At 63.4% G+C, this 26851-nt stretch carries 23 protein-coding genes; 12 read left to right on the plus strand and 11 right to left on the minus strand.

The window, feature by feature from the left end:
• Positions 1-5 precede the first annotated feature (5 nt).
• Complete coding sequence (locus tag PO883_RS27295; RefSeq protein WP_289312560.1) at positions 6-1028, plus strand: hypothetical protein; 1023 nt, start codon at positions 6-8, stop codon at positions 1026-1028.
• Positions 1025-2719, plus strand: coding sequence for a single-stranded-DNA-specific exonuclease RecJ (gene recJ / locus PO883_RS27300; RefSeq protein WP_289312561.1), 1695 nt, complete (start codon positions 1025-1027; stop codon positions 2717-2719). Before PO883_RS27295 ends, recJ begins: the two co-directional genes overlap by 4 nt.
• 163 nt (positions 2720-2882) lie before the next feature.
• On the opposite strand, the gene PO883_RS27305 is transcribed toward recJ, so the two are convergent.
• Positions 2883-3593, minus strand: a complete 711-nt coding sequence (locus PO883_RS27305; RefSeq protein ID WP_289312562.1) for a hypothetical protein — start codon at positions 3591-3593, stop codon at positions 2883-2885.
• The gene (locus PO883_RS27310) at positions 3590-4273 is read right to left on the minus strand and encodes a hypothetical protein (protein ID WP_289312563.1); all 684 of its coding nucleotides are present in this window, start codon (positions 4271-4273) and stop codon (positions 3590-3592) included. Before PO883_RS27310 ends, PO883_RS27305 begins: the two co-directional genes overlap by 4 nt.
• 251 nt (positions 4274-4524) lie before the next feature.
• Here PO883_RS27310 and PO883_RS27315 point away from each other — a divergent pair, with 251 nt between their 5' ends.
• From PO883_RS27315 to PO883_RS27325, 3 genes are read left to right on the plus strand one after another with little or no spacing between them, the layout of a single operon-like run.
• Positions 4525-4962 (plus strand): MbcA/ParS/Xre antitoxin family protein, encoded by a 438-nt coding sequence (locus tag PO883_RS27315; protein WP_167090583.1) that lies wholly within the window; start codon positions 4525-4527, stop codon positions 4960-4962.
• Position 4963: 1 nt separating this feature from the next.
• Positions 4964-5647, plus strand: a complete 684-nt coding sequence (locus PO883_RS27320) for an RES family NAD+ phosphorylase (RefSeq protein ID WP_289312564.1) — start codon at positions 4964-4966, stop codon at positions 5645-5647.
• 34 nt (positions 5648-5681) lie between these two features.
• Positions 5682-6002: a DUF2288 domain-containing protein gene (locus tag PO883_RS27325; RefSeq protein WP_289312565.1), complete on the plus strand. Its 321-nt coding sequence runs from the start codon at positions 5682-5684 to the stop codon at positions 6000-6002.
• A 4-nt stretch (positions 6003-6006) separates the two neighbouring features.
• Here the strand turns inward: PO883_RS27325 and PO883_RS27330 are convergent, their stop codons facing one another.
• Positions 6007-7545 (minus strand): helicase HerA-like C-terminal domain-containing protein, encoded by a 1539-nt coding sequence (locus PO883_RS27330; RefSeq protein WP_289312588.1) that lies wholly within the window; start codon positions 7543-7545, stop codon positions 6007-6009.
• Positions 7546-7687: 142 nt separating this feature from the next.
• Between PO883_RS27330 and PO883_RS27335 the strand changes: the two genes are divergently transcribed.
• The gene (locus PO883_RS27335) at positions 7688-8185 is read left to right on the plus strand and encodes a hypothetical protein (protein WP_289312566.1); all 498 of its coding nucleotides are present in this window, start codon (positions 7688-7690) and stop codon (positions 8183-8185) included.
• 195 nt (positions 8186-8380) lie between these two features.
• Here PO883_RS27335 and prfH read toward each other — a convergent pair whose 3' ends face one another.
• From prfH to PO883_RS27360, 5 genes are all read right to left on the minus strand, one after another.
• On the minus strand, positions 8381-9010 hold the full coding sequence (prfH, locus tag PO883_RS27340) for a peptide chain release factor H (protein ID WP_167087483.1): 630 nt from the start codon (positions 9008-9010) through the stop codon (positions 8381-8383).
• Complete coding sequence (locus tag PO883_RS27345) at positions 9010-10203, minus strand: RNA ligase RtcB family protein (RefSeq protein ID WP_289312567.1); 1194 nt, start codon at positions 10201-10203, stop codon at positions 9010-9012. The genes prfH and PO883_RS27345 overlap by 1 nt, the downstream gene beginning before the upstream one ends.
• Positions 10204-10586: 383 nt before the next feature.
• Positions 10587-12155, minus strand: a complete 1569-nt coding sequence (locus PO883_RS27350; RefSeq protein WP_289312568.1) for a cellulase family glycosylhydrolase — start codon at positions 12153-12155, stop codon at positions 10587-10589.
• A 42-nt stretch (positions 12156-12197) separates the two neighbouring features.
• Positions 12198-12755, minus strand: a complete 558-nt coding sequence (locus PO883_RS27355) for a LemA family protein (RefSeq protein WP_289312569.1) — start codon at positions 12753-12755, stop codon at positions 12198-12200.
• Positions 12756-12840: 85 nt separating this feature from the next.
• On the minus strand, positions 12841-15918 hold the full coding sequence (locus PO883_RS27360) for a glycoside hydrolase family 48 protein (protein WP_289312570.1): 3078 nt from the start codon (positions 15916-15918) through the stop codon (positions 12841-12843).
• Between the two features lie 964 nt (positions 15919-16882).
• Here PO883_RS27360 and PO883_RS27365 point away from each other — a divergent pair.
• Genes PO883_RS27365 through PO883_RS27375 form a run of 3 tightly spaced genes read left to right on the plus strand, consistent with a single transcriptional unit; the run spans position 16883 to position 18013 of the window.
• Positions 16883-17149, plus strand: a complete 267-nt coding sequence (locus PO883_RS27365) for a VOC family protein (protein WP_289312571.1) — start codon at positions 16883-16885, stop codon at positions 17147-17149.
• A 36-nt stretch (positions 17150-17185) separates the two neighbouring features.
• Positions 17186-17431, plus strand: coding sequence for a hypothetical protein (locus tag PO883_RS27370; RefSeq protein WP_289312572.1), 246 nt, complete (start codon positions 17186-17188; stop codon positions 17429-17431).
• A 3-nt stretch (positions 17432-17434) separates the two neighbouring features.
• The gene (locus tag PO883_RS27375; protein ID WP_289312573.1) at positions 17435-18013 is read left to right on the plus strand and encodes a hypothetical protein; all 579 of its coding nucleotides are present in this window, start codon (positions 17435-17437) and stop codon (positions 18011-18013) included.
• Position 18014: 1 nt separating this feature from the next.
• Here PO883_RS27375 and PO883_RS27380 read toward each other — a convergent pair whose 3' ends face one another.
• Positions 18015-18473, minus strand: coding sequence for a tetratricopeptide repeat protein (locus PO883_RS27380; RefSeq protein ID WP_289312574.1), 459 nt, complete (start codon positions 18471-18473; stop codon positions 18015-18017).
• The gene (locus tag PO883_RS27385) at positions 18470-20470 is read right to left on the minus strand and encodes a bifunctional 2',3'-cyclic-nucleotide 2'-phosphodiesterase/3'-nucleotidase (RefSeq protein WP_289312575.1); all 2001 of its coding nucleotides are present in this window, start codon (positions 20468-20470) and stop codon (positions 18470-18472) included. The genes PO883_RS27380 and PO883_RS27385 overlap by 4 nt, the downstream gene beginning before the upstream one ends.
• 157 nt (positions 20471-20627) lie before the next feature.
• Here PO883_RS27385 and prfB point away from each other — a divergent pair.
• The 3 genes from prfB to lysS all read left to right on the plus strand — a co-directional run bounded on the left by prfB (position 20628) and on the right by lysS (position 23970).
• Positions 20628-21732 (plus strand): peptide chain release factor 2 gene (gene prfB, locus PO883_RS27390; protein WP_206087921.1). Its coding sequence is split into 2 segments (ribosomal slippage): positions 20628-20708 and positions 20710-21732, totalling 1104 coding nucleotides; the frame shifts between segments, so codons are not numbered across the junction.
• Positions 21733-21735: 3 nt separating this feature from the next.
• The gene (locus PO883_RS27395) at positions 21736-22401 is read left to right on the plus strand and encodes an HAD family phosphatase (RefSeq protein WP_289312576.1); all 666 of its coding nucleotides are present in this window, start codon (positions 21736-21738) and stop codon (positions 22399-22401) included.
• A gap of 36 nt (positions 22402-22437) precedes the next feature.
• The gene (lysS, locus tag PO883_RS27400; protein ID WP_289312577.1) at positions 22438-23970 is read left to right on the plus strand and encodes a lysine--tRNA ligase; all 1533 of its coding nucleotides are present in this window, start codon (positions 22438-22440) and stop codon (positions 23968-23970) included.
• Between the two features lie 268 nt (positions 23971-24238).
• Here lysS and PO883_RS27405 read toward each other — a convergent pair whose 3' ends face one another.
• Positions 24239-26851 (minus strand): heavy metal translocating P-type ATPase, encoded by a 2613-nt coding sequence (locus PO883_RS27405; protein WP_289312578.1) that lies wholly within the window; start codon positions 26849-26851, stop codon positions 24239-24241.

Genomic DNA, 26851 nt, shown 5'->3' on the forward strand with positions numbered 1-26851 from the left:
GCTGGATGACCCAAATTTCGCTTGTCCTGCCGTTCGCCCTGCCCCCTCCCGAGCTCGCCCCCGATTTGATCCGCGCATTGCAGGCGCCCGCCCTGGCCGCACTCGTCAGCCGCACCGCGTCGCGCCAGCAACTGCCCGTCGATGAAGACCTGCGCGCCCTGCCCCACGAAGCCTGGCTGGCGCGCGCGCTGGCCGTGTCCACCGACGGCACACCGGCCTTCGCCGGCGCCGTCATGGCCGGCTACGGCCTGGCGCCGGCGCAAGGCAGCTGGTTCATCGTCAACCCGGCCCACACCCAGATTGCCCGCAGCCACCTGCTGTTGGCCGATATGCGCCGCCTGCAACTGTCCGAAGCGCACGGGCGCGCCCTGTTCGACATCGCCAAGCCCTGGTTCGACGAATCCGGCATGACGCTGCTGTACGGCGACGCCGGCACCTGGTTCCTGCGCGCCGACGACTGGGCCGGCCTGGAGACATCGACGCCCGATTCTGCCGTCGGCCTGAACCTGACCGACTGGATGCCCAAGGGTGCGCCGTCGCGCGCATTCCGCAAGCTGCAAAATGAAGTCCAGATGCTGTGGTTCGAGCATCCCGTCAACGCCGAACGCGAAGCGCGCGGCCTGATGGCGATCAACTCGTTCTGGCCATGGGGCGCCGCCCCGGCCAGCGCCAGCGTGGACACCTCCATCCTCGCCACCAGCGAAGCCCTGCCGTGGATGACGGCGCTGGCCGGCCATCCCCAGGCTACCCCCGCCACCCCGCTCGACACCATGAGCGGCGAGTCGATCCTGGTCTGCGACGCCCTCACCGAAGCGGCCATGGCCACCGACTGGGCAGGCTGGCTGCAGCACATGCACCGCCTGGAGCAGTCCACTTTCGCACCCGCGCTGGCCGCGCTCAAGGATGGCCGCCTCAAGCAGCTGCAACTGCTCCTGAGCCACCGCACCAGCCAGAGCGCCTTTACCACCACCGGTTTTTCGCAACGCGCCTTCTGGCGCCGCCCGACCTTAGACAGACTGCTGCCATGACCCGTATCACCACTCGCCCCTGCTCCTTCCGTACGTCCGAAATGCTGCGCCAGACCGGCGTGCATCCCGTGCTCGCGCGCCTGTACGCCGCGCGCGGCCTGACCGACGCACGCGAACTATCGAGTGAACTGGGCAGCCTGATGGCGCCGGCCGGCCTGCTGCACATCGATGCCGCCGCCGTGTTCCTGGCCGACGCCATCAAGGCCGGCAAGAAAATGACCATCGTGGCCGACTACGATTGCGACGGCGCCACCGCCTGCGCGGTCGCCCTGCGCGGCCTGCGCGCCATGGGCGCCACGGTCGACTACATCGTCCCCAACCGCTTCGAGTACGGCTACGGCCTCACGCCCGAAATCGTGGAACTGACCGCGCGCGAAAAGGCGCCGGACATCATCATCACCGTCGACAATGGCATCGCCAGCATCGACGGCGTGCTGGAAGCGAAGCGGCGCGGCATCGACGTAGTCGTCACCGACCACCACCTGCCCGGCGACACGCTGCCGGAGGCGCGCGTGATCGTCAATCCGAACCAGCCCGAATGCGGCTTTCCCAGCAAGCACCTCGCTGGCGTGGGCGTGGTGTTCTACGTGCTGCTCGCCCTGCGCGCCGAACTGCGCAAGCGCGGCGTGTTCGATGCCCAGACCCAGCCCAAGCTCGACAGCCTGCTCGATCTGGTCGCCCTGGGCACCGTGGCCGACGTGGTGCGGCTCGACTCGAACAACCGCATCCTGGTGGCGCAAGGACTCAAGCGCATGCGCGCCGGCCGCATGCACGCTGGCGTGGCCGCGCTGTTCCGGGTGGCCGGACGCGAAGCGCGTAGCGCCTCGCCGTTCGACCTGGGTTTCGCGCTCGGTCCGCGCCTCAATGCCGCCGGGCGCCTGGAAGACATGTCGCTCGGGATCGAGTGCCTGGTCACCGACGACGACGGGCGCGCCTGGGCCATCGCCCAGCAGCTCAACGAGATCAACCTGAAACGCCGCGAAATCGAGGCCGACATGCAGGACACAGCCCTGCTGCACCTCGACGCCTACCAGCCGGCCGACAGCAACACGATCAGCGTGTTCGACGAATCCTGGCACCAGGGCGTGATCGGAATTGTCGCTTCGCGCCTGAAAGAAAAATTCTTCCGCCCGACGATTACCTTCGCGCCCGGCGCGGAAGGCTGGATCAAGGGTTCGGGGCGGTCGATTCCGGGCTTCCACCTGCGCGACGCGCTCGACCTGGTGTCGAAGCGCGCACCGAGCCTGATCGACAAATTCGGCGGCCATGCGATGGCGGCCGGCCTGACGATTCGCGCCGACGCGTTCGAGGCGTTTTCCGCCGCGTTCGAGGAAGTCGGGCGTGCCTGGCTCAACACGCAGCAGCTCGAACGCATCATCGAAACCGACGGTCCGCTGGAAGACGCTTACTACACGACCGAATTCATCGGCCTGATGGATGGCCAGGTGTGGGGCCAGGGATTTGCGCCGCCGGTGTTTTGCGACGAGTTCCGGGTGGTCAGCCAGCGCATTTTGAAGGAGCGCCATCTCAAGCTCCAGCTCGAGCGCAACGGCCAGCGTTACGATGCGATCTGGTTCGGCCACACCGCCTCGGTCGGCGAGCGCGCGCGCGTCGCGTTCCGCCTCGACGCCAACGAATATAACGGCGTCACGCGCGTGCAGCTCCTGGTCGAACACGCCGAGCCGGCTTAAGCGCGCCTGTGCGCCTGGACCGGCCGAGCCAGTCCAAGGCCGCCGGTCCATCGCGAGCGTTGATCAACAGCGCAACGCGCGACGGTACGCAGATCCCGGCCCAATCCAGGCGCGGCAGCGTCGGGCCGGCGAGCGCATGTGCCGTACATCGGTGCGTGCGCCCTCAGGACAGCCGGGTCAAGCACGTACCCGTGTCGCTCAGCCGGTTCCAGTCGAGTTTCCAGCATGTGATGCCGGTACGCCGCGCTATTGCGGCGGCAAAATCGTGGCTCGCTTGCTCGTTGCGAAACCGCCTGAGCAAGCTCAGCTCTGGCGGCGCGCGCCGCTTTTGCTTCTCTTTCACATCCCATGCATGGCACAAGGCGACCGAGTAATAATGGACCTCGTCCGGCACTTCGCCGTAGATATGGTCATCACAAATCAGTGCCAGATCCGCGAACGCCAGCCTGGTTTCCTGGTTCGGCATGCTTGCGTCGGTGTAGCGGATGTACTTGTTCCAGCTGCGATCATCGAAATCGAGCCATGTCATCGTTTCCCACACAGATCCCTCTTTGAAGCGGGCCACCACGTAAGCCCAACTACCCACGCCCACAACGCAGGCAAGGTACAGCGAAAACAGAATATCCTTTTGCCAGATGATCTTGGATAGCCCGCCGAAGGGAACAAGCAACAGGACGGCGCCCGCCACCGCGTAAATCACGGCACCCAACATCGCATCGCCTGCGTGTTCCTTGAGTGTCCATTGCTTCGATTCAAGTTCCCAGCGCTGGCCTTCACTGGGGTCCGCAAACGCTTCGCCGGCACACGCTTCCTCACTGGCGGCATTGTCGCTGCGCTCGATCGGCCCGTTTCTGCTCACTGGCGCGTCGTTCAAGACAGCTTGTCCAGCAGCGCCGCGCCGCCTTCAAGCTCGGTCTCCCTGAACTGCCAGCACGCAATTCCACAGCGCGCCGCCATGGCGCGGGTGAAGGCAAGGCACTCCTGCTCGCTGTCGAAGTGCTCCACCTGCGTCAACGGCCAGGGGTGCCGATTACGGACCAGATCGCTCACCCTACTCAGCACGCTGGTGTAGCCCATCTCGTCCTCGTACATTTTCGCAACGCAAACCGCCGCCACGCCACTGAGCGGAATCGTTCTCGATTTCAGCGGCTCGCTGCCGTCGGCACACTGCCTGCGTGTATTCCACGTGCGGTTCCCGAAATCGATCCATTCGCGCGATGTCCAGACCTGGCCCGGCTTCGACTTTTGCTTCACGAAACCCCACACGGCAGCCGCTGGAACGGCGACCAACCAGATGGCCTGCGTGACGCTATTTTCCCCGACGATGAGTTCCAGGAACCACGTCAGGAGTTTCGCCAGCGCAAGGGCAACAACGCCGTGAATAAAGGCCGCCGCCCTCGCCATCACCAAACGGTCTTGTTCCGTCGCTTCCCGCGATGCGAAGACCCAGTGATCCGGTTCATCGTGGCCAGGCGCACCCCGGCCATCGGCGAATGCGTGATTGACGGCGCGGGGAGTACGCACTTCAGGGATATAACGGGGAATGTTGGACACGTCTGCCTGGCACTACGCATGGTTGAATTGTCTATATTATGAGGCTTCGCCAATCCGGAACAAAAACAATCTGGGCTCCCGCCGCAGTGCTACGGCCCTGGTGTTGCCTGTCAGGGCGGCCGCGCTAGCGCGAACCAGCGAGCTGAAAAGGGTCGAATCATGCTTTGCGCGGCCTCATCAACAGTTTGATGGCGATTGGCTTGCATGCGACACGAATATAGAGTATAAATACTCCATAACCGGAGCCCATCATGAATCTTGCCTTCGCATATCCAAAAAGTCGCTTCGAGCCGGCCGTGCTCATCGACCTGAACGCGCGCACGGAGCGGGAGCGCTTGTCCAAATCCGCCCTCAAGGGTTTTTTTGCCCTCATGACCGCCTGGAAGCTGCGCGACGAAGATGCCCGCGAACTGCTCGGCGGCATGTCATCCTCCACCTTCTACGAGTGGAAAAAGAACCCCGACCGGGTCCTCGAAGTCGACCGCATCACCCGCATTTCCTATCTGCTCGGCATCTACAAAGCCCTTCACATTCTGTACGGCGACAAGCTGGCCGACGAATGGGTCACCCTCCCGAATACCAATCCCATCTTTGCCGGACGCACGCCGCTGTCGCAAATGCTGGCGGGCGGCTTGCTGTCCATGCAAACGGTGCGCAAGCTGCTCGACGCACGCCGCGGAGGCCTCTGACTTGACGGTCATTCCCAAACTTACCAATTTGCGGCAGTTCGATACCTGCCGCCTGATCCCGTCGCGTTTTGCCGATGTGGAAGATTCTGTGCTCAGCCCACTGGCCGAGGATCGCGACGTCTTGCGCGACCTGTTCGACATCGACAACGCCACCAATGAACGCCTGCGCGGCGAATATGGCAGCCTGCCCGGCATCGGTGTCGATGAACTGGTCTTCGGCGTGCCGAATTTCCGCATCATCAACGCGGCGTACACCTATCCGCGTCCGGAAGGCAGCCGTTTCAACGATGGCGAGCGCGGCGCGTGGTATTGCGCCTTCGAGGCCGAAACCGCCCTTGCTGAAATCACTTTCCACAAGACCGTGGAATACCAGGAAATCGGCCGCTTCGATGACAGCGTGACGTATCAGGCGCTGATCGCCGACTTTACCAGCACCTTCCACGACATCCGCGGCGTCGATGCATTCACAAAATATCTCGATCCGGGCAGCTACATCGACTCCCAGGACCTGGCCACGCAACTGCTCGACAGCGGTTCGATGGGCGTGATCTACCCCAGCGTGCGGCGTCCCGAGGGCACCTGCCTCGCATGTTTCCGCCCAGCGCTGGTTGGCAATGTACGCAAGGGACAGGTTTACCGCCTCACCTGGTCCGGCTCGCCTACCCCCGTCATCGACATCATCTGAACCATCATCCCCACCTGAACTATTGAGTAACTGTATGAATACCAAGCCTGAAAACGACACCGAACTGCGCGCCAAGATCAACCTCGAAACCGCGCGCATGCCCTGGTCCGAACTGCTGCGCCACTTTGCCCAAGGCAATGTGGTGTTCGTCAGTGCCGATCTCGACCTGGTCGATGTCGCCGTGCGCATTTCGCACGACGACAAGGACAGCATCGGCCGCTGGATGGGCGACGGCAAGGTCGGCAAGGTGTCGGATGCGCAGGCGCAAGCCTGGACCGACAGCGACGCCATGTTATGGACCTCGGTCGTCCATCCTTTTATCCTGGTGCAGCCGGAAAAAACCGTGCTGCACTGAGCGCCTAGCGCCGCTTCAGGATCGATCCCAGCACACCGCGAATAATTTCCCGCCCGACCTGGGAGCCGATGCTGCGCGCGGCCGACTTCACCATCGCCTCCACCGGCGATTGCCGTTTGCCGCTGCTGCCGCCGAACAGGCCGCCGAGCATGCCGCCCAAGGACGTGTCGGGCGCGCGCTCGGGCACCTCGCTGCGGGCGCCGCCGGCCGGGGTCCTGGCACGCGGCGCAGGCGTGTGCGCCTGTTCCGCAGCCGCCGCGCGGGCGGCAATCAATTCGTGCGCCGATTCGCGGTCGATGCCTTGCTCATACACGCCGGCCACCACCGACTGCGCCATCGCGCGCTGGCGTTCGGCCTCGTCAATCGGTCCGATCTGCGATGCCGGCGGCAGGATGTAGGCGCGCTCGACCATATTCGGCCGCCCTTTCTCGTCGAGGAAAGAAACCAGCGCTTCGCCCAGCGCCAGTTCGGTGATGACCTGGGCGGTATCGAGCGCCGGATTGGGGCGGAATGTTTCCGCAGCGGCCTTGACGGCTTTCTGGTCGCGCGGCGTGTACGCGCGCAAGGCGTGCTGGACACGGTTGCCAAGCTGGCCGAGCACGGTATCGGGAATATCGAGCGGATTCTGGGTGATGAAAAACACGCCGACGCCTTTTGACCTGATCAGCCGCACCACTTGCTCGATCTTTTGCAGCAAGGGCTTGGGCGCTTCACTGAACAGCAGGTGCGCCTCGTCGAAGAAAAACACCAGTTTCGGCTTGTCCAGGTCGCCAACCTCGGGCAGGTTCTCGAACAATTCCGACAGCAACCACAGCAAGAAAACCGCATACAGGCGCGGCGCATTCATCAGCTTGTCCGCAGCGAGGATGTTGACGACGCCCTTGCCCTGGGCGTCGGTTTGCAGCAAGTCATCGATATTGAGCATCGGCTCGCCGAAAAAGCGGTCACCGCCCTGCTGCTCGAGCGCCACCAGGCCGCGCTGGATGGCGCCAATGCTGGCCGCCGAGATATTACCGTACGTCGTGCGGAAATCGGCCGCGTGGTCGCCCACGTGCTGCAGCATGCTGCGCAAGTCCTTGGTATCGAGCAGCAGCAAGCCATTGTCATCGGCGATCTTGAATACCAGTTGCAGCACGCCTTCCTGGGTATCGTTCAGGTTCAACATGCGCGCCAGCAACAGCGGGCCGAGGTCGGAAATCGTGGCGCGCACCGGATGGCCGGCTTCGCCAAACACATCCCACAAGGTCACCGGGCACGCGGCCCACGCAGGCGCGTCGACGCCCAGTGCGCCCAGCCGCTTTGTCATCTTTTCCGACGCGCTGCCAGCCTTGGCCATGCCGGACAGGTCGCCCTTCACGTCCGCCATGAACACCGGCACCCCGATCCCGGACAGCGCCTCGGCAATCACCTGCAAGGTCACGGTCTTGCCGGTGCCAGTTGCGCCCGTGATGCAGCCGTGGCGGTTGACCAGCGCCGACAGCAAGTCGAGCACCAGCGGCGGTTCGGATGCATTGTTTCTGGCAATGGGCAGCAGCATGGACATGGTGGCAATCTCCTCGGCGCGGTCGGAAATCAATAGTACATCATGCCATCGGCGGGATTGTCAGCCGTTTCCCGGCAACGTTCCGAATGTGGTCCAATACGCCTGCGGCGCCTTGCCGCGGCTATTTTTGATGGAGTTCCCTATGCGTTCGATCGCGTTTCTTTTTGCGGCGTGCCTTTGCGCCAGTGGCGTCCAGGCCGCCGCCGGCATGACCGCCGGCGGCGTTGTTTTGCTGCAGCCTGAAAAAGTCATCGGTGCGCGGGTCAGCGTGGATAAGCTCGCCCCCTATCTCAAGCAAGTCGACGCTGTCGCTGGCCGCACCTTGCGTGCGGCGAATGCCGGGCCGGCCAGCGGAGGATTCCTGGTCGTGGCCATCCGCCCGGCCCAGCAATCGAGATTCTGGCTGGATTTCGATCCGCCCTTGCCGCAGGCGGTCGCGGACGCGCTGCTCGCCGCTGCCAAAGACGTGCGGCCGCCGGCGGTGAACGGCGGAACCGTCGTGCTCGCAATGAAATATGGTGTCGCTGGAGGAACTGTTCCGTCGCGTCCGACGCCCTCGCCAGCGGAGTGGGCGACCGAAGCCAAGGCGGCAGGAAAGCCGCTGGACATCGGCGATCTTGTCGACCGCATCTGGAAGTAAGCCGGGAAGCAAGCCAAGGTGACCTTGGCTTGCAATGAATACAAACAAACCGCTCCGGCACGTGACGCAAGCGCGCCACGAGTTCGGCAATCACAGCGGAGTCAGCGATGGACCTGCGCAGGAAAGCTGGCGTTGACGTATTCCAAGGCCGGCGACGCCATGGGCATCGATCGCATTACCGGCTGCATTGATCCGTCAGGTCGTCCTTTCCACGAAACCCATCCCCACGAACACGCGTTCAGCATTGCCGCGTTCGGCCTGGAAGTGATGCATGCGGCGCTCGGATTTGTTCTTGCCCTCCTCCGCCGTCGCCAATTCCCCCAGCTTGCTGAGCAACAGCTGCGCCGCCAGCCGCTTGTTGGCATGCTGGCTGCGCTCGGTCTGCACCTTCACCGACAAGCCCGACGCCACATGGGTTGCCCGGATCGCGCTATCGGTCTTGTTCACATGCTGCCCGCCCGGCCCGGAGGCGCGCGTCGCTTCATACCGGATCTCACCGAACTCGGTCGACACCGCCGGCGGCGCGAACGCAGCGCCGCTCAGGAACCAGTTCTTCCGCTTGTGCATCTTGCGGTAAGGACTTTCGCAAATCCACTGGATGCTGCCACACCAGCGCGCAGCCAGTTCGCCTTCAAGTTCCGCAGGTCCGTCCAGCTCCAGCAGCACCGAGCGCAATGTTCCACCCACGGGTCCGTCCAGCTGCTCCACCACGCTCACCGCCACGCCTGCCTTGCGCGCCTCGCGGTTCAGTTGCGCAAGCGCCTTGGTCACCGCCAGGCAGCACTCCACCGGGCCGGTATTGGCCGTAATTTGTAACCAGATCATCAGCAGCACTCCCCACGCGTTTTGTAGGTCAGCACTGGCTTGCTTCTGGATACCACCCTCGCCAGTCCTGCGCCCACAAGCGAGCCGAGCACGCTGTCGACATTCTTGTACGCCTGCGGCGCCTCCTCGTAAATCAGGGCACGGTCATTGCAGATGACGCGCCCGCCCATCGACGTACGGCTCAACTGCGCCGGCGTCGCCAGTTTGTCCAGGCGGCCCTTGCAATCGGTCCGCTGCCACTTGCGCCCTGCTCCGTGCGCCAGCGAATGCAGGCTCAACTCACCGGCCGACAGCACCGGTTCGATCAGATAGCTGTAGTCGTCGCGCGAACCGGGCAGCATGACCAGCCCCTGGTCGCTCGGCGTGGCACCTTTGCGGTGCAGCCAGCCTGCCTGCCCATCAATACATGCCGGCGTCACCGTGTTGTGGTGAACGTCGAGCACGCGCACGGCCTCGCAACGCAGACGCTGAAAAATCCGCGCCGCGATCAGCGAGCGGTTGACCTCGGCGTATTGCAGCGCCGCGTCGTGCTCGCGCAAATAGGCCAACGCTTCCGCGCTGCCATCGACCAGGCCGGCGTGACTGTGCACGTCAACGTGGGCACGCAAAATCACCTGGCCCAAGCCGCGCGAACCGCTGTGCACCAGCAGTTGCAGGCATTTTCGGGTCAGCGCCGTGCGCCCCAGGACCTCTTCATCTTCGACAGCATCCATGACCTGGAGTTCCGCGAAGTGATTGCCACGGCCAATGGTACCGAGCGAGCGCAGCGGTGCCAGGTCCAGGCCGGCCGCTGCCAGCGCTGCCGACAGCGCATCCATGCGCGCCGGCCAGGACGGATCGAGGCGTTCCAGGGCGGCCCATTCTTCCTCGTCGATCACATCGTCGAGGTTGCCGATCTGCTTGTCGATCTTGTCGAGCTTGGCCTTGCCGGCCAGGATATCGGTTTGCCACAGCGCCATGCCGCAGCCGATGTCATTGCCGACCAGTGCCGGATACAGGCGTCCGGTGGAAAAGAATGCGGCCCCGACGGGATAGCCGCGGCCCGGATGCAGGTCGGGCAAGCCGACCACGCGCTGCATGCCGGCCAGTGCGGCCGTGGTTTTGGTTTGTTGTATTGCTGCGTCTTCGAGCCACAGACGGTCGGACGCGATGATCGAAATACGATCAGAAATTTGCTGAACAAAATTGCCCATGTGATGCCAATCCAAAAAAATTCGATACGGGATTGGGCGCTGGCGGAGCGCTGACGATTAACTCGTCAAGAGAGGGCTAAAACGATGCGACAGACGGGCGAATGCCGTCGGTTCAGTGCAGGATGTAGCCAGCCAGACCCAGAAAAAGAGCGTTTATGTTCAGTTTTTGCATGATCGATCTCCTTTTCTAACATGGTTGGCCTGCTTGGGAGTGCGATAGTAGGTGATTTTTTGCGGCGATGCAAGTGCTAATTTGCCATGATTGATACATGGGCGGCCGTTGTTCCCTAACCGGGGTCTGACCCCGGTCAGGACCCCGGTTAGGGAATACTGCGCGGCCGTTGCTTAACCGAGGTCAGACCCCGGTTAAGCCACATGCCGGCTTAGCGCACGGCGCAGAAGCCGAACGATTGCGTGCCCTTCGGCTGCACAGTCGCGTTGTACGCCTGGCCCGATGCCGTCAAAACCGCACCGGTCTGGGTGTAGACCGCGTTCCACAGGTTATTGATCTTGCCTTGCACCGGTACCTGGATCTTCCACACCACCGGCGTCGTGCCGTTGTTGGTCACCGCAACATCGGCGCAATAGCCAGCCGTCCAGTCGGACGAGATCTTCACCACTGCCGTGACCGATGGTGTCGGCGTCGGCGTCGGCGTCGGCGTCGGCGTCGGCGTTGGCGTTGGGGTTGGCGTTGGCGTTGGGGTTGGCGTTGGCGTTGGCGTTGGCGTTGGCGTCGGCGTCGGTGTAGGCGTTGGCGTCGGTGTTGGCGTTGGCGTTGGTGTTGGCGTTGGCGTTGGCGTTGGGGTTGGTGTCGGCGTCGGTGTCGGCGTCGCACCCGCCCACAAGTTTTTCAGCAATGCCATCTTGTCCGGCCAGACAGTATTCCAGTCATCCTGCAAGATGCCGCCGGTGTCGCCGCTGTTCGGATTGAGGGTCCAGTAGAACGAGCTGATCATGCCACGTTCTTTCAGGTATTTCACCAGCGCGTCCTGCCAGACCTTGTCTTTCGGATGGCCGCCGCCGTGGCCGTACTTGCCGCCCCACTCGCCCAGCACCACGGGATAATCCTTGGCGAACTTGCCCCACTGCTGATCCCAGATCGCAGGCATGTTAGCCGGGAAATTGGCGGCCCTGAAGTAATCCATCTCGAACACGTCCGGACCGTACACGTGCGGCGACAGCACCAGCTTGTTGCGCGGGATGTCCAGCGGCTTGCAGTTCATCGGCTCCAGGTTGCCGCCCCAGAAATGGCCGAACTGGCCCTGGCAACCGCCCGGATTGCTGCCGATGCCTTCGACGAAGATCAGCAGGTTCGGATTGACCGCCAGGATACGCTTCGATGCGCGCTCGGCCGCGAGATTCCAGTCGGTCTTGATGTTGCCCGTACCCCAGCTGGCCTGGCCGTGCGGCTCATTCTTGATGTCGAGCGCAATCAGGTTGCGCAGGCCGGAGTAGTGCTGGGCCAGGTATTCGAGGTCGGTCAGCCACTGTTCTTCGGTGTACTGCGGCGTCGTCCACAGTTCCGAAATCGCGTTGCAATCCGGACGATGGTGGTCGAGCAGGATGTAGATGCCGCGACGGTCGACTTCTTTCAGGAACACGTCGAGCCACTGGCGCGAGTTCAGTCCCACCAGGTCGGGATTGGCCAGCGCGTCGATATTCGGCTTGACCGACGATGCGCGGAAGGTGGCCGGGCACACCGGAATACGCAGGGCGTTGAAGCCGTTCGCTTGCACCTGGTCGAGCATGCTCTTCCAGTTGCGCGTCCACAGGCCGTGCACCGTGCCGTCAAAGGTCTCGAAACCGAACCAGTTCACGCCCTTGAGCACGACCGGACGGTTGGCATCGTCCAGGATCTTGTTGCCGGATACGGTAAAGGCCTGGCCGGCCGTGGCCGCGAAGGCCAGGGCCAGCGACAGTGCTAACTTGCTTACAACTTTCGGGGTAATCATCGTGCGTCTCCAATATAAGTGAGATGACTTGAAGCGGGCCGGTTACAGCCCGGCTGGTAGCGGCCGGAAACCGGTCACCACTGCGACCGCGGCACCCGGGAAGGTGCCGACGAGGGCGTTGTAGCCTTCGGCCGACTTTCCGTAACGGTTGCGGGCAACGGCCAGCGCAAGCTCGTCTTGCGGCAATTTGCCGCGCAGTTCTTTGAGTGAAGACACTGTTTCCAGCTCGGGCGCGCCGCGCGTTCCCGCCAGGCGGTACAGCACGCCGGTCAACTCACCCTGGTAACGCTTGTAGGTATCGACCGCTTCCAGGTCGTTCAGCACATCGCTGTTGGTCGGCAGCGCACTGGCGCGCACCAGGCTGGTCCGGGCCTGGTCGATAAAGGCTTGATCGAGTCCGCCCGCGCGCGCCGCGCCTTCGAGCGCGCTACTGGCCAGGCGCGCGCGTTCGGCGTGGATCTGGGTCAGGTCGCGCCAGGCGTCGGTGCCGCCCGCGCGCGCGGCGCTGAGCGTGTTGTAACTGATGCCGGCGCCTACCCCGGCGACGGCGAGTACCACCGCGAGCCCTGCGAACCCGGCTTGTGTTGAACGAATCGTCATGGTCGTCCTCCTCTGTTTTCAACTGCCTGTTTCAAACGCAAAAAATCCGCGCGGGCCAAGCATGGCCCGCGCGGACGACTAACAATTACTTCACAGCGATGGTGCAGCTACGGCCAGCCCAGCTCACGGCGGTCGGCAGCACTTTGGCGCCGCTGTATGCCAGTTGCATGCCGAACTCGACATTGCCGCCAGCGGCGATGGTCGCATTCCAGGCCGCTGGGGTAGCGCTGAACGCACGGCCGCTCTGGGTCACGGTGGCGCCCCACGAGTTGCTCAGGGTCACGTCGTTGGACGCGGTCCAGTTCAGTGTCCAGCCGGTGATCGGCGCGGCACCGGTGTTACGCAGGACAACCCGTGGCACCTGGCCAGCACCCCAGTCGTTGGTGGTGTCGAAATCGACAGCGCAACCGCCGGTCGCCACATCCTTGTCCGCTTCGGTGGCCACGGCGTTGACGGCGGCTGCCGTCGGCGCGGTGACTGCGAAGGTGGCGCTGCCGTTCAGGCTATCCGCGTCAACTGCGGCGGCAACCGTCACTGCCTGGGTCACGTTCCAGTTTGCTGGCGTGAAGGTCAGCGTGGCACCACCGGCAACCGACAGGTCGGTGTCGCCGGTCAGGCGGGCTACGCTGACCGTGACGTTGGCTTTCGGAGCGGCACCCAGGCGGACCTGGAAGTTGCGCGATGCGCCTTCCGGTACGCTCAAAGGCGCGCCGCTGACAACCAGGGTCACTGGAACCACCACGTCGCGGTCCGCTTCGGTGGCCACCGTGGTGGCGCTCAGGTAGCCAGGCGCCGTGAAGCTGAAGTTGGCGCTGCCGTTGACAGCATCGGCATCCACCGCACCGTTGATCGACACTGCTTGCAGCACGTTGTAGTTAGCAGGCGTGAACAGCAGGGTGGTCTGTGGCGTGGTCAGGTCGACGTCGCCGCCGGCTGCCTTGGCGACCGCTACCGTGACGTTGGCGGCAGGCGCCTTCGACAGGCTGATACGCACGCTGTTCGAGCCGCCTTCAGGTACGCTCAGCGCATTGGTGCTGGTGACGATCGACGGCGAGTCGGTACCGCCGACAATGTTGGCGTAATCGGCCAGCGCATTGGCGATATCGGCCTGGGCCCAGAAGCGGTGGTAGCGCCAGGTTGGTGCAGGACCGCCGTCCAGGTAGGCTTTCAGCTTGGGCCACTGTGGATCGTCCTTGTATTTCGGACGGATGCTCAGGAACGTTGCGCTCGAATCGATGGTCGCGCCCTGGCCGTTGGTGCCGGTCCAGCCCTGTGGAATGTAGACGCCCGAACCGGTAGCCGGATCGTATGCCTGGGTGAAGCGCTTGTAGTCGGCGCGCGTTTCGTCAACCACCAGGCCAGCCGTATCCTGATGCTTGGCCCACATGCGGTCCAGCAGTTGCTTGGCCAGCACTTTGGCAGCTTCGTTGTTGGCTTTGGCACCGTAGTAGATCAGGGTGCGGGCCAGGGCGGCGGCGATACCGACGTCATTGGTGCTGTCGACGATTTTCACGCGCAGGCCGGCATTCGCGCCAGGGGTTGCCGCGTTCCAGGTGTCAGGCGCGCCGCTCCATGCCAGGGTGTTCGGGATGGTGTAGGTGCCGTCCGCTTTCAGGACCGTGTTGGCCGATGCCCAGGCAACCCATTTGTCCAGGACTGCCTTGGCGCGGGCGTCGCCGCTGGCGTAGTAGTACTCGGCGACGCGCTGCATCGACCAGGCCTGGAAGCCGAACCAGGTGTTCGACGCCGGATCGTGGTAGACCGGTTTTTCATCGTAGAACATGCCGTGGAAGGTCGGGGTGCCTGCCGGTGGGGTCAGGTAATCGCCGCCCCAGCTGTTGGTCGCGCCGCCGGCGATCGCGCCGTCAGCCGATTGCAGCCAGCGGTAGAATTCCATCTGGCGGGTCAGGCTCTTGCCCCAGTCGCCAGCGGCGGTCGGCGACAGTGGCTTGAAGTCGGCCTGGGTCGACAGTGCCCATGCTGCCAGCGGATTCTGGTAACCGAAGTGGTTGTGGCTCGAACCGATGCGCCATGCCCAGCCGGCGTTGGAATCGGTGGCGCCGCCCCATGCGTAGTACCAGCTCATCAGATAGTGCTGATTGTCGCGTTCGCCTTGTGCATCCTGCTGCCCATTGCCGCCTGGGCACGAATTGGCGTTGGTGCAATTGCCGATCTTTTTGAAGTACTTGTCGAACATGGCGTAACGCAGGAAGTCGCCCATCTTGGCCGCTTTGGTGACCAGGTCGGCCACTTGCGCGCTCTTGCCTTGCTGCTTGGCCCAGACCGAGGCCCAGTACACGGCTTGCACGGCGCGTGCATCGGCGTCAGGTGCATTGGTGTAGCGGAATTGCTTGGCGCGGTTGTTGTCGCCGATGAACAGGCCGAGGAAGCCTTCGCCGCCGCCGTTTTTACCCCATTTGAAGGTTTCGCACGATGGATGCGGCACGGTTTCCCATACCGATTCCTGCGAGCCGCGCTGGAAGGTGTTGATGTACGAAGGACGCGTGGTGCCGTCGCCGCACTTGCCATAGCCGTACCAGTTATCGACGTCGACCAGCCAGTGCATGCCGTAGATATTGCTGGTGCCGTAAGCCGATTTCAGTTCGTTGGCGATCGGATCCTGGCCGACCGGTACGCCGCCGTTCAGGGGCGCTGGGTAGCTTTTCGGCAGGTCGTATTCGGCGGCGTAGGTCGCAGGTTTGCCCGGATTGTAGAAGCTGTTGGTCGGCTGGTCGGACTGCGATGGAATGATGTACTTTTCCATGTTGGCCCAGGCCGCGTTCAGCGGGCCCCAGTCGCCGCTGGCGCGGCCGTACTGCGCTTCCATCCACAGCCAGTAGCTGTAGGCTTCCGACGTGGTTTCGTGGCCGTGGTCCGGTGCTTCGACCATCAGCGTTTCAACCGAGTGATACGGTACGCCTTCCTTGCTGAAGTAACCGTTCGCAGGATCTTTGATCTTCTTGTACTGGGCCAGGAAGCGCTGGGTGTATTCCGCATCGGCGGCGGCGTGCGCCGTTGCCATCATCGGCAGGCTGATCGCGGCGGCGGTGGCGGCCGTGATCGACAGGGCCAGCAGGCCGCGCATCGCGCTGCGCGCCAGGCTGCGGCCGCTGCCGCTGTTGCGCAGGGCATCGGTAACGGCGTTCAGTTTAATTTTGGACATCGAATTCATTCAGGAGTCTCCTCGCAATTGTCGTACTTTATGGCGTCCGTGAGTCACGTACGCCGGCATGGTTGCCGCCCTCTTCCCGGTTGCACCGGTGCCGATGGCGGTGGTTTCAGTTTCTGGCCCGTGTCCCGGTCCGTGGCGGGCGGCCACGGCGCGGAACCCGTTGCGCCGGCCGCTGCCTGCCGGAGCAGGAATCGACTTGCGCCCGAAGGCAGGTGGATGCCTTCGCTGTCTGCATGTGCCGCACCTTCCACTGCCCAGAGCAAGGCTGCGGCGCATACAGGGCCTGCACAGAGGAGCCGGCCATGCCGTCCCCGCTTTACACAGGCTTGAAAACGTTTTCAACTGTTTTTCAAAAAAAACGATCAAGTGACCGTTTTTTATCCAGATTCCCTGGCGGCGGACATGTCCGGGCCAAGGCTATACATCGGGTAACGAAACCAGCAGTTACTGAGGTATGGACGCAATGTATCCGCTGCAAAGGTTAAATGTCAAGAACACAAAAATGGGTGTTTTTGCATTGCACATATAGCAATTGCTGAGCGAAAACAGGTGTGTTCCGGGCGGAGCATTTGTGAGCCGTTTCCAGGAAAAAGAACAAGTATCTCCCTCAACAGCGGGGCTTTCATGTGTTTCATGGAAAATACATAGAGAAAATGCGCCGAAATAAGCACAAAATTAAGATGCTTGGTGTTCAAGATCTCCTGCAAGAAGGAAATGTAAAATTCCGTAACGTGCATGTGCCGGACAGTGCGCTGAACAGCTTCCTGGCCTACTCAGCACGCGTGGTGAAAAACTGACGCGCGAAATTTCATCACTCTTGAAATCGCTTTCATGCTAAGTATCTTTTTTGATAGGCGTTACCTGCCGCAGGCCGGCCCCGATGCCGGTTTTTTGACGTTCCGTGGTGCTAGAATGTTGTGTCTTTCATATTCAAACCACGTCGGAACACGCCCGCATGCCGCCCTGCCAGCTCGACCACATTAGCGTCACCGCCTGCACGCTCGACCAGGGCGCAGCCTGGGTCCGCGATGTTCTCGGCGTCGTTGCCGCTGCGGGTGGAAAACATCCCGCCATGGGCACCCACAACCTGCCGCCGCGCGCGAACGCGATGCCCGCCGCGATCGGCATGCACGCGCCGGTGACGGTGGTGCGGCTCGATGCAGGCGCCCGGCCTTATCTGCGCGCCCATATCAACACGCCGGGCGGACTGCGCATGCTCTGAACGTCCTGGCGACACACATCAACGAGGAAAAAACCGATGAAATTTCTGAACATCGCCGTGGCCGTTGGCGCCGCGCTAGGCTGCACATTGGCGTACGCCGCCAAGGTGACCGAACTCAAACCGGCTGAAGTGGATGCCTTCCTGTCGCGGCCCGGATACGTGGTCTTGCAACTCACCTCGCCGGACCGCGGATGCAAATACTGCATCGGCGCCGACCAGACCTTCGACCAGGCGGCGGCCACGTCCACCGACCGCAACACCGTGTTCGCGCGCGTGCAGTGACCCGTGTGGTACAAGTTTCCGAAGATGGGAGCACGGCTGGAAAACGGCGGAATACCGCGCCAGATCGTGTTCAAGGATGGCAAGGAGCAGCGCAGCGCGGGCGGCAGGCCCGAAAGCGCCACCGCGCTGCTGGCCCATATCGAAAAAATCCGCAGCCTGCCGCCCGCGCCGGGCAAGGATGTGACCTACGAGGCGCAGGAGTCCGCGCCAGTGCCCGCACCAGCACCGCAAGCCCCGCTGACGGCTGCGCAGCAGGACGCGCTGCGCCTGTACACGCGCAAGGACCTGTTGAAAGAACTGGTGGCGGCATGCGGCAAAGTCGCGCCGCCCAAAGCGGCCGCTTACGAACGTGCCCTCCAGACCTGGACAGTGGCCCATGCCGGCGCGCTTAACGAAGCGGCCATGCTCAAGCTGTCGCGCACCAGCCGCGACGACGCCCGCGAAGAAGCCACGCTGGCGCAGCGCGAAATGCGCGATGTCGAAACATGGATGGCGAAGGATCTGAACATCACGCGGACCAAAGGGCCGGGCGAGGAAAGCTGCAACGGCCTGGCGGCCTACCTGGAGGCCGGCAAGCGCTAACTTAATGATCCTGCGCGCGATGCGTCATCGCGTGCGCCGCTTCACGCAGCAGCTGGGCGGCGCGCTGCTGGTCGGGCGCGAACCCCAGCGCGCCTTCCTGCACGTACATGGCCATTTGCTGCAGGGCCTCGGGATGCTCCAGTTCCGCGGCCGCCTCCAGCCAGCGCCGCGCCGCCGGCAAGTCCGCCGCACAGCCCTCGCCCGCCGCCAGCATGGCCGACAAGGTGAACATGGCCGGCGCATGGCCGCGCCGGGCGCTCGATTCGATCAGCGCAAGGGCGCGCAGCGGTTCGCGCGCGGTGCCGATGCCGTTGCGGACCATGCGGCCCAGGTCATACGCGGCGGCCGCATCGTGCCCCGCCGCGTCCTGCAAACGCGCCAGGCCGGCCGGATCGAGCGGCTGCGCGCGCGCCGCAGCGCAGCCGCACAGCAGCGCCGCCAGCAGCAGGCGCCGCATCATTTCGACAGGTCGAGCGCGTACAGCGCGAAACCCTTGCCCAGGCCATCGTCGGCGCGCAGCAGCGACACATTGCCAAGGCCGGCCTGCTGCGCCAGCGGCAGCATCGCCGGCGCCGAATGGAACACCACCGGCCCGGCGGTGCGCGTTTTGGCGAAACGCCAGCTGCGCTGCTGGCCGTGCTGCGCGCGCGTAAGGTTCTTCACGTCCTTGATGTAGGCGATCAGTACATCACGGTTGGCGTCCGGCGCGGCAATTGCGGTCTTGCTGCCGTCCAGGCCCGGAAAGCCGCCACCGCCGCTGGCGCGGTAGTTATTGGTCGCCACCAAAAACTCGTTCGAGGCGTTGACCGGCTTGTCGCGGAAGCGCAGGTTCTTGATGCGCTGGCCCGGTGTTTTGGTGACATCGATTTCGTAACTGACTTCCTTCGACGTGAGCGCATCGAAGTTATAGGTCGGGAACGCGGTGTTGATCAGCTCCTGCGGCGCCGCCAGTTCCGGATCGATGGTGTTGAAGCGCTCCGCCGCCCGCTCCAGCCAGTCCTTCAGTTCCCCGCCATTGACCTTCACCGCGTACAGCGAATTCGGATACAGGTACAGGTCGGCCGCATTGTTGAGCGCCAGGTTGCCCGCCTTTACGTCGGTGTAGTCGGTCACGCCGGCCGTGCCGCCCTTGAACGGCGAGGCCATCGACAGCACTGGCAAAGCCGCGTACTGCGGCATATTGGCCTTCACATACTTCATCACATAATCGGTCTGTGCCTGGTTGACCACGGTAACAGCCGACACGTCGCCCACGTCGGCAAAATAAGTCGACATGCGGAAGTCGGTCGCGCCGACCGGCGTCTTGACGTAGCGGATGGTCGCTTCGTGCTCGCTTGCGACCATCGCGGCGATGGCGGGATCGGGCGCGATGAACGATTTATCGGCCTGCTGGGCGGCGCGCGCCTCCACCGTTGTCTTGCTTGCGTCGACCACCCAGCGCTGGCCGTCGTACGACAGGTGCAGGCCGATCACGCCGAGGTGCTTGCCCCACAGGTTGGCCATCACCGTCGGCACGCCGTTGACCAGGCCCTTGACCTTGTCCACCCCGGGCAGGTTGAATTGCGGGACCGTGCTGGCCGCATTCGGAAATGGCAGGTGCGAGTGCCCGATCAGCATGGCGTCGATGCCGGGCACCTTGGACAGATGCCAGTTCCCGTTTTCCATCGACGGCGCGTAGGTGCTGTCGTCCAGGCCACCGTGTGAAATCGCCACCACCAGATCGGCGCCCTTGGCGCGCATCTCGGGGATGAATTTGGCGGCGGTTTCACGCAGGCCCTCGGTATACACCTTCCCGTCCAGCCAGCGCTTGTCCCACGACAGGATGGTCGGCGGCGCGAAGCCGATGATGCCGACTTTGAGCGTGGCCGTCACCGGCTTGCCGTCGGCGTCCAGCGCCGCGATCTGTTTTTCGATGATGCGGTAAGGTGTAAACAGCGGCTGGCGCGTCTTGAGGCTATAGACGTTGGCCAGCACCTGCGGAAAGGCCGGCCCGGCGCAGCGCGGCCGGGACGCATCGACGCCATCGACCTCGAAGCGGTTGCCGGTCACCTGGCTCAGATAAGCCAGGCCGTAATTGAATTCGTGGTTGCCGATGCCGCCGCCGTCGTAACCGAGCTTGTTCATGACCTTGTAGATCGCCAGCGTCTGGTCGCACTTGAGCGGATTCGCCAGTGCCTGGTAGTCGGCCAGCGCCGTGCCCTGGATGGTGTCGCCGTTATCGAACAGCAGATTGTTCGGGAACTGCTGGCGCGCCTGGGCAATCAGCGAGGCGGTGCGGTCCAGGCCCAGCGACGGTTCGGGCGCGAGCTTGAAGTAATCGTAGCCGACCACGTTCGAATGCAGGTCGGTGGTTTCCATCACCCCGACCAGCGCGGTCGAACCGGTGGGCGGCGTGGCGGCGCCGGCGACGGCGCACAACATCAGGGGCACGGCGGGAATGCAAATTTGATAACGCATAGGGGCGATTTCGGCGGGTGGCAGGGGAATATTCGCTGCATGATACGGCAGCGCCGCCACGCCGATCAAGCCAGGTGCGCCGGGGCGACCGGAAATGTGGCGCGCTGGGGTATAATCGAAGGTTCGATTTAACCAATTCAATAAGACCGGAAACGCCATGGAAGCCGAACGCATTAACGCCCTCTCCGCCCTGCTCAACGACCTGACGGATCGTGAAGCCGAACTTCGGAGGTATCTTTGACTTCGATAAAAAGTCAGAGAAGCTCGAACAAGTCAACGAAGAACTAGAAGATCCGACCGTCTGGAACGATCCGAAACGCGCCCAGGATCTCGGTAAAGAGAAAAAGGCGCTGGAAGGCGTCGTGCATACGCTGATCAAGGCCGACGCCGACCTGAAAGACGCGAACGACCTGTTCGCAATGGCGCGCGAAGAAAACGACGACGACACGCTCGAAGCGGTCATCGTCGACGCCGACGCCATCAAGGCCGTGGTCGAAGCGATGGAGTTCCGCCGCATGTTCGGCAACCCGATGGACGCCAACAACTGCTTCATCGACATCCAGGCCGGCGCCGGCGGTACCGAAGCCCAGGACTGGGCCTCGATGCTGCTGCGTCAATACCTGCGCTATTGCGAACGCAAGGGCTTCAAGGTCGAGATTCTCGAACAGTCCGACGGCGAGGTGGCCGGCATCAAGACCGCCACCCTCAAGGTCGAAGGCGAGTACGCCTACGGCCACCTGCGCACCGAAACCGGCGTGCATCGCCTGGTGCGCAAGTCGCCGTTCGACTCGGCCAACGGCCGCCATACGTCGTTCACCAGCCTGTTCGTGTACCCGGAAGTGGATGACTCGATCCAGATCGACGTCAACCCGGCCGACATCCGCGTCGATACCTACCGCGCGTCCGGCGCCGGTGGCCAGCACATTAACAAGACCGACTCCGCAGTCCGCATGACGCACGGCCCGACCGGCATCGTGGTCCAGTGCCAGAACGACCGCAGCCAGCACCGCAACCGCGCCGAAGCGATGGAAATGCTCAAGGCGAAGCTGTACGAGCACGAACTGCGCAAGCGCATGAGCGAGCAGCAAAAGCTCGAAGACTCCAAGACCGATGTGGGCTGGGGTCACCAGATCCGTTCCTACGTGCTCGATCAGTCGCGCATCAAGGATTTGCGTACCAACTTCGAAACGGGTAACACCAAGGGCGTGCTGGACGGCGACCTGGACGACTTCATTTCGGCCTCCCTCAAGCAAGGCGTGTAATTCATGACCGCTACCCGACGCGCATTCATCTTCGACATGGACGGCACCATCGTCGACAACATGTCCTTTCACACCGAGTCCTGGATTGCCTTTTTCCAGCGCCGTGGCAAGGACATCGACGCCGACGAATTTTTCCGCGCCACGGCCGGCCGCCAGGGCAAGGAAATCATCCGTTCGGAGATGGGCGAACACCTCAATGACGACGAGGTGCGGGTCCTGAACGACGAAAAGGAAGTGGTCTACCGCGAGCTGTACGAGCCGCACCGCAAAACGGTGGCCGGCTTCGACGGCCTGATCGCGCTGGCCAAGGAGATGAACGTGGCGCTGGCCGTGGCGACCGCCGCGCCCAACGCCAACATCACCTTCACGCTCGATGGCCTGGACCTGCGCCGCCACTTCGACACCGTGGTCGGCGCCGCCGATGTCGCGCGCGGCAAGCCGCATCCTGACGTGTTCCTGCTCGCGGCGGAGCGCTGCGGCGTCGCGCCCGAGCACTGCATCGTGTTCGAGGACGCGCCGCTGGGCGTGGAAGCGGCGCGCCGCGCCGGCATGCGCGCCGTGGTGCTGACCACCACCCTGCCCGCCGACGCCTTTGCCGAATTCGACAACGTCATCCACATCGCCAGCGATTTTTCCGAACTGACGATCGACGCCCTGTTTTCCTCCTGATTTACATTCGCATCAACCCACAAAGCGACACTCACCATGACTACGGACATCCAAGACCAAGCCCCCGCCCCGGCAGATGAAAACAAACTGATCGCCGAACGCCGCGCCAAGCTGGCTACGCTGCGCGAAGGCGGTATCGCCTTTCCTAACGATTTCCGTCCGCAGCACAAGGCGGCGCAACTGGTCGAGGAATTCGGCGGCAAGACGCGCGAAGAACTCGAAGCGACCGAGGTGCCCGTGGTCCTGGCCGGGCGCATGATGCTCAAGCGCGAAGCCGGTAAAAAAGCCGTATTCGCAACCCTGCAGGATTCGTCCGGCGCGCGCGCCGACGGCCGCATCCAGATCTACGTCACGCTCGACAAAACCGGCGAAGCCGCCATGGAAGCGCTGAGCCACTACGACCTGGGCGACATCCTGGGTGTCGAAGGCACGCTGTTCAAGACCAAGACCGACGAACTGACGGTCAAGGTGTCGACCCTGCGCCTGATCACCAAGTCGCTGCGTCCTTTGCCAAGCAAATTCCATGGCCTGTCGGACCAGGAAACCAAGTATCGCCAGCGTTATGTGGACCTGATTACCAACGACGAAACGCGCCGCACGTTCAAGGCCCGTACCGCCGCCATGTCGTCGATCCGCCGCTTCATGGAAAAGAACGACTTCATGGAAGTCGAAACGCCGATGCTGCATTCGATTCCTGGTGGCGCCGCCGCGAAGCCGTTCACTACCCACCACAATGCGCTGGACATGGAAATGTTCCTGCGCATCGCGCCGGAACTGTACCTCAAGCGCCTGGTGGTCGGCGGTTTTGACCGCGTGTTCGAAGTGAACCGCAACTTCCGCAATGAAGGCGTCTCGCCGCGCCACAATCCTGAATTCACGATGATGGAATTCTACGCGGCCTACACCGACTACCAGTGGATCATGGACTTCACCGAAGCGGTGATCCGCCAGGCCGCCATCGATGCGCACGGTACCGCCGAACTGACCTACGGCGGCAAGCCGCTGGACTTGTCCAAGCCATTCCGCCGCATGACCATCGTCGGCGCCATCAACGCCTACGCTCCGCACTACACCGCGGAGCAGTTGCAGGACGCGGAATTCATCAAGGCCGAACTGCTCAAATTCGGCGTGAAGCCGTTTTCGACCGCCGGCCTGGGCGCGCTGCAACTGGCGCTGTTCGAGGAAACCGCCGAAGCGCAGCTGTGGGAGCCGACCTTCATCGTCGACTACCCGGCCGAAGTATCGCCACTGGCGCGCGCGTCGGACACGGTAGCCGGCATCACCGAGCGTTTCGAGCTGTTCATCGTCGGGCGCGAGCTGGCTAATGGCTTCTCGGAGCTGAACGACTCCGAAGACCAGGCGGCGCGCTTCCTGGCACAGGTCGCGGCCAAGGACGCGGGCGACGACGAGGCGATGTTCTACGACGCCGACTACATCCGCGCGCTGGAATACGGCATGCCGCCGGCCGGTGGCTGCGGGATCGGCATCGATCGCCTGATCATGCTGATCACCGATTCGCCGAACATCCGTGACGTGATTCTCTTCCCGCACTTGCGCCGCGAAGAGTAAAAAACAAAAGCGGGCGCCATGCCCGCTTTTTTCATTGGCGCAGGCCACCATCACCGCGCCCTGGAATACACAAGCGTGCGCGCCTTCGCTGCGCTCGCCAAACCACCTCAACCCCAGCATCCGCCCGACACCCAAGGGGAAGCCGCGACGTGCTGGAGCGCACTGCGCGATCTCGCACTCGCTTGCCGCAACAGTGATGCAAGCGCGCCCACCACAACCGCAATCGCCGGCATCGCCGCGCAAGTGAGCACCTTCGCCAGTGCGGCTGTCATGATGGCGCTATTGTCGACTTGGGTTGGCTGTCGGGAACGCCAAACGCGTCGCCCTCCTGTTGCCGCGCAGGGGCCGCGTCGGCGGTGAGAGAAGCCGCGTCGGGATAGGCAAGCAGGCGCAACGCATTGATCACGACCAGCAGCGTTGAGCCTTCATGGAATATCACGGCAGTACCGATGTTCAAGCCCAGGATGGTCGCCGGTATCAAGACCGCGACCACGCCCAGGCTCACCCACAGGTTTTGCTTGATGATGCGGCTGGTGCGCCGGGACAGGCCGACCGCGAATGGCAACTGCGCCAGGTCATCGGCCATCAACGCGACATCGGCGGTCTCCAATGCGACATCGGATCCAGCGGCTCCCATGGCGATGCCGACCGTGGCATTGGCCATTGCCGGCGCGTCGTTGACGCCGTCACCGACCATCGCCACTTTGCCGTGCTTTTCAGCCAGGTCCTTGATGGCAGCCACTTTTTGCTCCGGCATCAGGTCGCCGTGCGCTTGCGTCAGTCCGACAGTCTTGGCGACGGCGTCGGCCACTTGCTGGTTATCGCCGGAAATCATGATGAGCCGCTCGATGCCCAGCCTGCGCAGGGCCGCCATGACGTCCGCTGCCGCAGGCCGCGACGTGTCCATTACGCCAATCACACCAAGGAAGCGTGCACCCTTTCGCACGATCATGGTGGTGCGGCCTTCGGCTACCAGCTTGTTGTTGGCCGCGTCGAGTGGGCCGGGAAGGGCCGCCCCTTCCAGCTCTGAAAACAGGACCGGTTTTCCAATGTAAACCAGCTCCCCGTCGACACTGGCCTGCACACCGCGCCCGGTGATGCTCTTGATGTCGGTGACTGTCATGGTGGCAGCCTTGCCCCCGAGCCGCTCCTTGGCGCCGGCCACCACGGCCGATGCCAGCGGATGGTCGCTATGTTCTTCCACGGCCAGCGCCACCGCGAGCAGTTCGTCCTCGGTCGCCCCTTCGGCGGCAAGCGCATCGGTCAAGGCCGGCTTTCCTTCGGTCAGGGTACCGGTCTTATCGAAGGCGATGGACGTGAGCGTTCCCAGGTTCTCCAGCGGCGCGCCACCCTTGATCAGCACGCCGCCGCGCGCTGCCCGTGCGATACCGCTCAGTACCGCGCTCGGCACGGAGATCGCCAGCGCACATGGGCTGGCGGCCACCAGCACCGCCATCGCGCGGTAAAAACTGTCGGCAAAAGGCTCATCGATGACCAGGAAGGCGAACATCAACAGACCTACCAATCCCAGTACGGCAGGCACGAACATACGCTCGAAGCGTTCTGTGAAATTCTGGGTCGGCGAGCGCTGCGCTTCTGCATCGGTGACCATCTTGACCACGCGCGCCATAGTCGACTCGCTTGCGGGGCGGGCCACCATCACGTCAACGGCGCCGCTACCGTTGATGGTGCCGGCAAACACCCGGTTTTCGGCAGGAGCCCGATCGAACGCCTCCACCATTTGGCTTGGATCGGCCGACGGCTGCTTATCGACCGGAACGCTTTCGCCCGTCACAGGCGCCTGGTTGACGCTGGTGGTACCGGTCACCACCACGCCGTCGGCCGGCATGCGCTCGTTGGGGCGGACGGCGACGATATCGCCGCGCTTGAGCTCGGCAACTGGAACGCTCACGAGCGCCCCCTCGCGGCGCAGATTCGCCGTCTCCGGCGCGATCTTGGCCAGCGCCTCGATGGCGCGTCGGGCGCGTCCCATCGCATAGTGTTCAAGTGAATGACCCAGGCTAAACAGGAACAACAGCAGCGAACCCTCCGCCCATTTTCCCAGCGCAGCGGCGCCAACGGCGGCCACCAGCATCAGCGTATCGATTTCAAAGCGGCGCGCACGCAGATTCCCGATCGCCTCCATGACCGTGAAATAGCCTCCGAAGCCATACGCGGCGACATACAGCGCGATCGGCAGCCACTCCGGGCCGGCCCCACTGCGTCCGCTTAGCCAGCCTGCGATGAGCATGACGCCGGCGAACAGCGCAAAAATCAATTCGGATTTCTCGCCGAAGGGTCCGTTGCCAGCGTGATCGTGGCCGGCATGCGCCGCCCCATCGGCGTCAGCATGTCCGTGCGCCGCGTGGTCTTCGTGCGCAACATCGGCGCCAGGCCGATGCGCATCTTCGTTGCCGGGTGCGGCGCCGGCTGCTTGCGGTGGCGCTGCGGGACTGCCGATCTTTTGCCGCAACAGCAGCTCGGAGACCAGGGCGCGGTCGTACTCGATTGAAACGGCGCCCGACGCGGCCACGTGAGCCTCGAACACGCCTGGAAGACGCCGCAGGCCAGCCTCAAGGGTGCGCGCGGCGCGCGCGTGCAGGGGCACTGCGGCACGCACGACAAGATGCGAGTACGCCGACGTCAGCTGGGCTCCCGCCGCATCGATCAGTTCTCGCAAACGCTGGATGGTCAATGCTTGAGGATCATAATGCACGCATAAATTGGCCTTGCCGTGCTCCGGATCGGTGATATGGACGCGCTCGATCCCAGGGCGCCCGGTCAGCAAATCAATCAATCGGAAAATGCATCGATCCGCAGTGTCGTACACGTCGGGAAGGATCAGTTGCAGGTCGACCTGTGTTTTCTTTGACAGCGTCAT

This window comes from Massilia sp. DJPM01 (assembly GCF_030348125.1).
In the GTDB taxonomy this organism is placed as follows: domain Bacteria; phylum Pseudomonadota; class Gammaproteobacteria; order Burkholderiales; family Burkholderiaceae_D; genus Telluria_A; species Telluria_A frigida.

Bases quoted from the DNA above. Each gene is read 5' to 3' on its own strand.
- PO883_RS27345 (WP_289312567.1), bottom strand. From the start codon at position 10,203: ATGGGCAATTTTGTTCAGCAAATTTCTGATCGTATTTCGATCATCGCG.
- PO883_RS27395 (WP_289312576.1), top strand. From the start codon at position 21,736: ATGACCGCTACCCGACGCGCATTCATCTTCGACATGGACGGCACCATC.
- PO883_RS27385 (WP_289312575.1), bottom strand. From the start codon at position 20,470: ATGCGTTATCAAATTTGCATTCCCGCCGTGCCCCTGATGTTGTGCGCC.
- recJ (WP_289312561.1), top strand. From the start codon at position 1,025: ATGACCCGTATCACCACTCGCCCCTGCTCCTTCCGTACGTCCGAAATG.
- PO883_RS27360 (WP_289312570.1), bottom strand. From the start codon at position 15,918: ATGTCCAAAATTAAACTGAACGCCGTTACCGATGCCCTGCGCAACAGC.
- PO883_RS27335 (WP_289312566.1), top strand. From the start codon at position 7,688: ATGCGTTCGATCGCGTTTCTTTTTGCGGCGTGCCTTTGCGCCAGTGGC.
- PO883_RS27315 (WP_167090583.1), top strand. From the start codon at position 4,525: ATGAATCTTGCCTTCGCATATCCAAAAAGTCGCTTCGAGCCGGCCGTG.
- lysS (WP_289312577.1), top strand. From the start codon at position 22,438: ATGACTACGGACATCCAAGACCAAGCCCCCGCCCCGGCAGATGAAAAC.
- PO883_RS27325 (WP_289312565.1), top strand. From the start codon at position 5,682: ATGAATACCAAGCCTGAAAACGACACCGAACTGCGCGCCAAGATCAAC.
- PO883_RS27350 (WP_289312568.1), bottom strand. From the start codon at position 12,155: ATGATTACCCCGAAAGTTGTAAGCAAGTTAGCACTGTCGCTGGCCCTG.
- PO883_RS27330 (WP_289312588.1), bottom strand. From the start codon at position 7,545: ATGTCCATGCTGCTGCCCATTGCCAGAAACAATGCATCCGAACCGCCG.
- PO883_RS27365 (WP_289312571.1), top strand. From the start codon at position 16,883: ATGCCGCCCTGCCAGCTCGACCACATTAGCGTCACCGCCTGCACGCTC.
- PO883_RS27380 (WP_289312574.1), bottom strand. From the start codon at position 18,473: ATGATGCGGCGCCTGCTGCTGGCGGCGCTGCTGTGCGGCTGCGCTGCG.
- PO883_RS27370 (WP_289312572.1), top strand. From the start codon at position 17,186: ATGAAATTTCTGAACATCGCCGTGGCCGTTGGCGCCGCGCTAGGCTGC.
- PO883_RS27355 (WP_289312569.1), bottom strand. From the start codon at position 12,755: ATGACGATTCGTTCAACACAAGCCGGGTTCGCAGGGCTCGCGGTGGTA.
- PO883_RS27405 (WP_289312578.1), bottom strand. From the start codon at position 26,851: ATGACGCTGTCAAAGAAAACACAGGTCGACCTGCAACTGATCCTTCCC.
- prfH (WP_167087483.1), bottom strand. From the start codon at position 9,010: ATGATCTGGTTACAAATTACGGCCAATACCGGCCCGGTGGAGTGCTGC.
- PO883_RS27295 (WP_289312560.1), top strand. From the start codon at position 6: ATGACCCAAATTTCGCTTGTCCTGCCGTTCGCCCTGCCCCCTCCCGAG.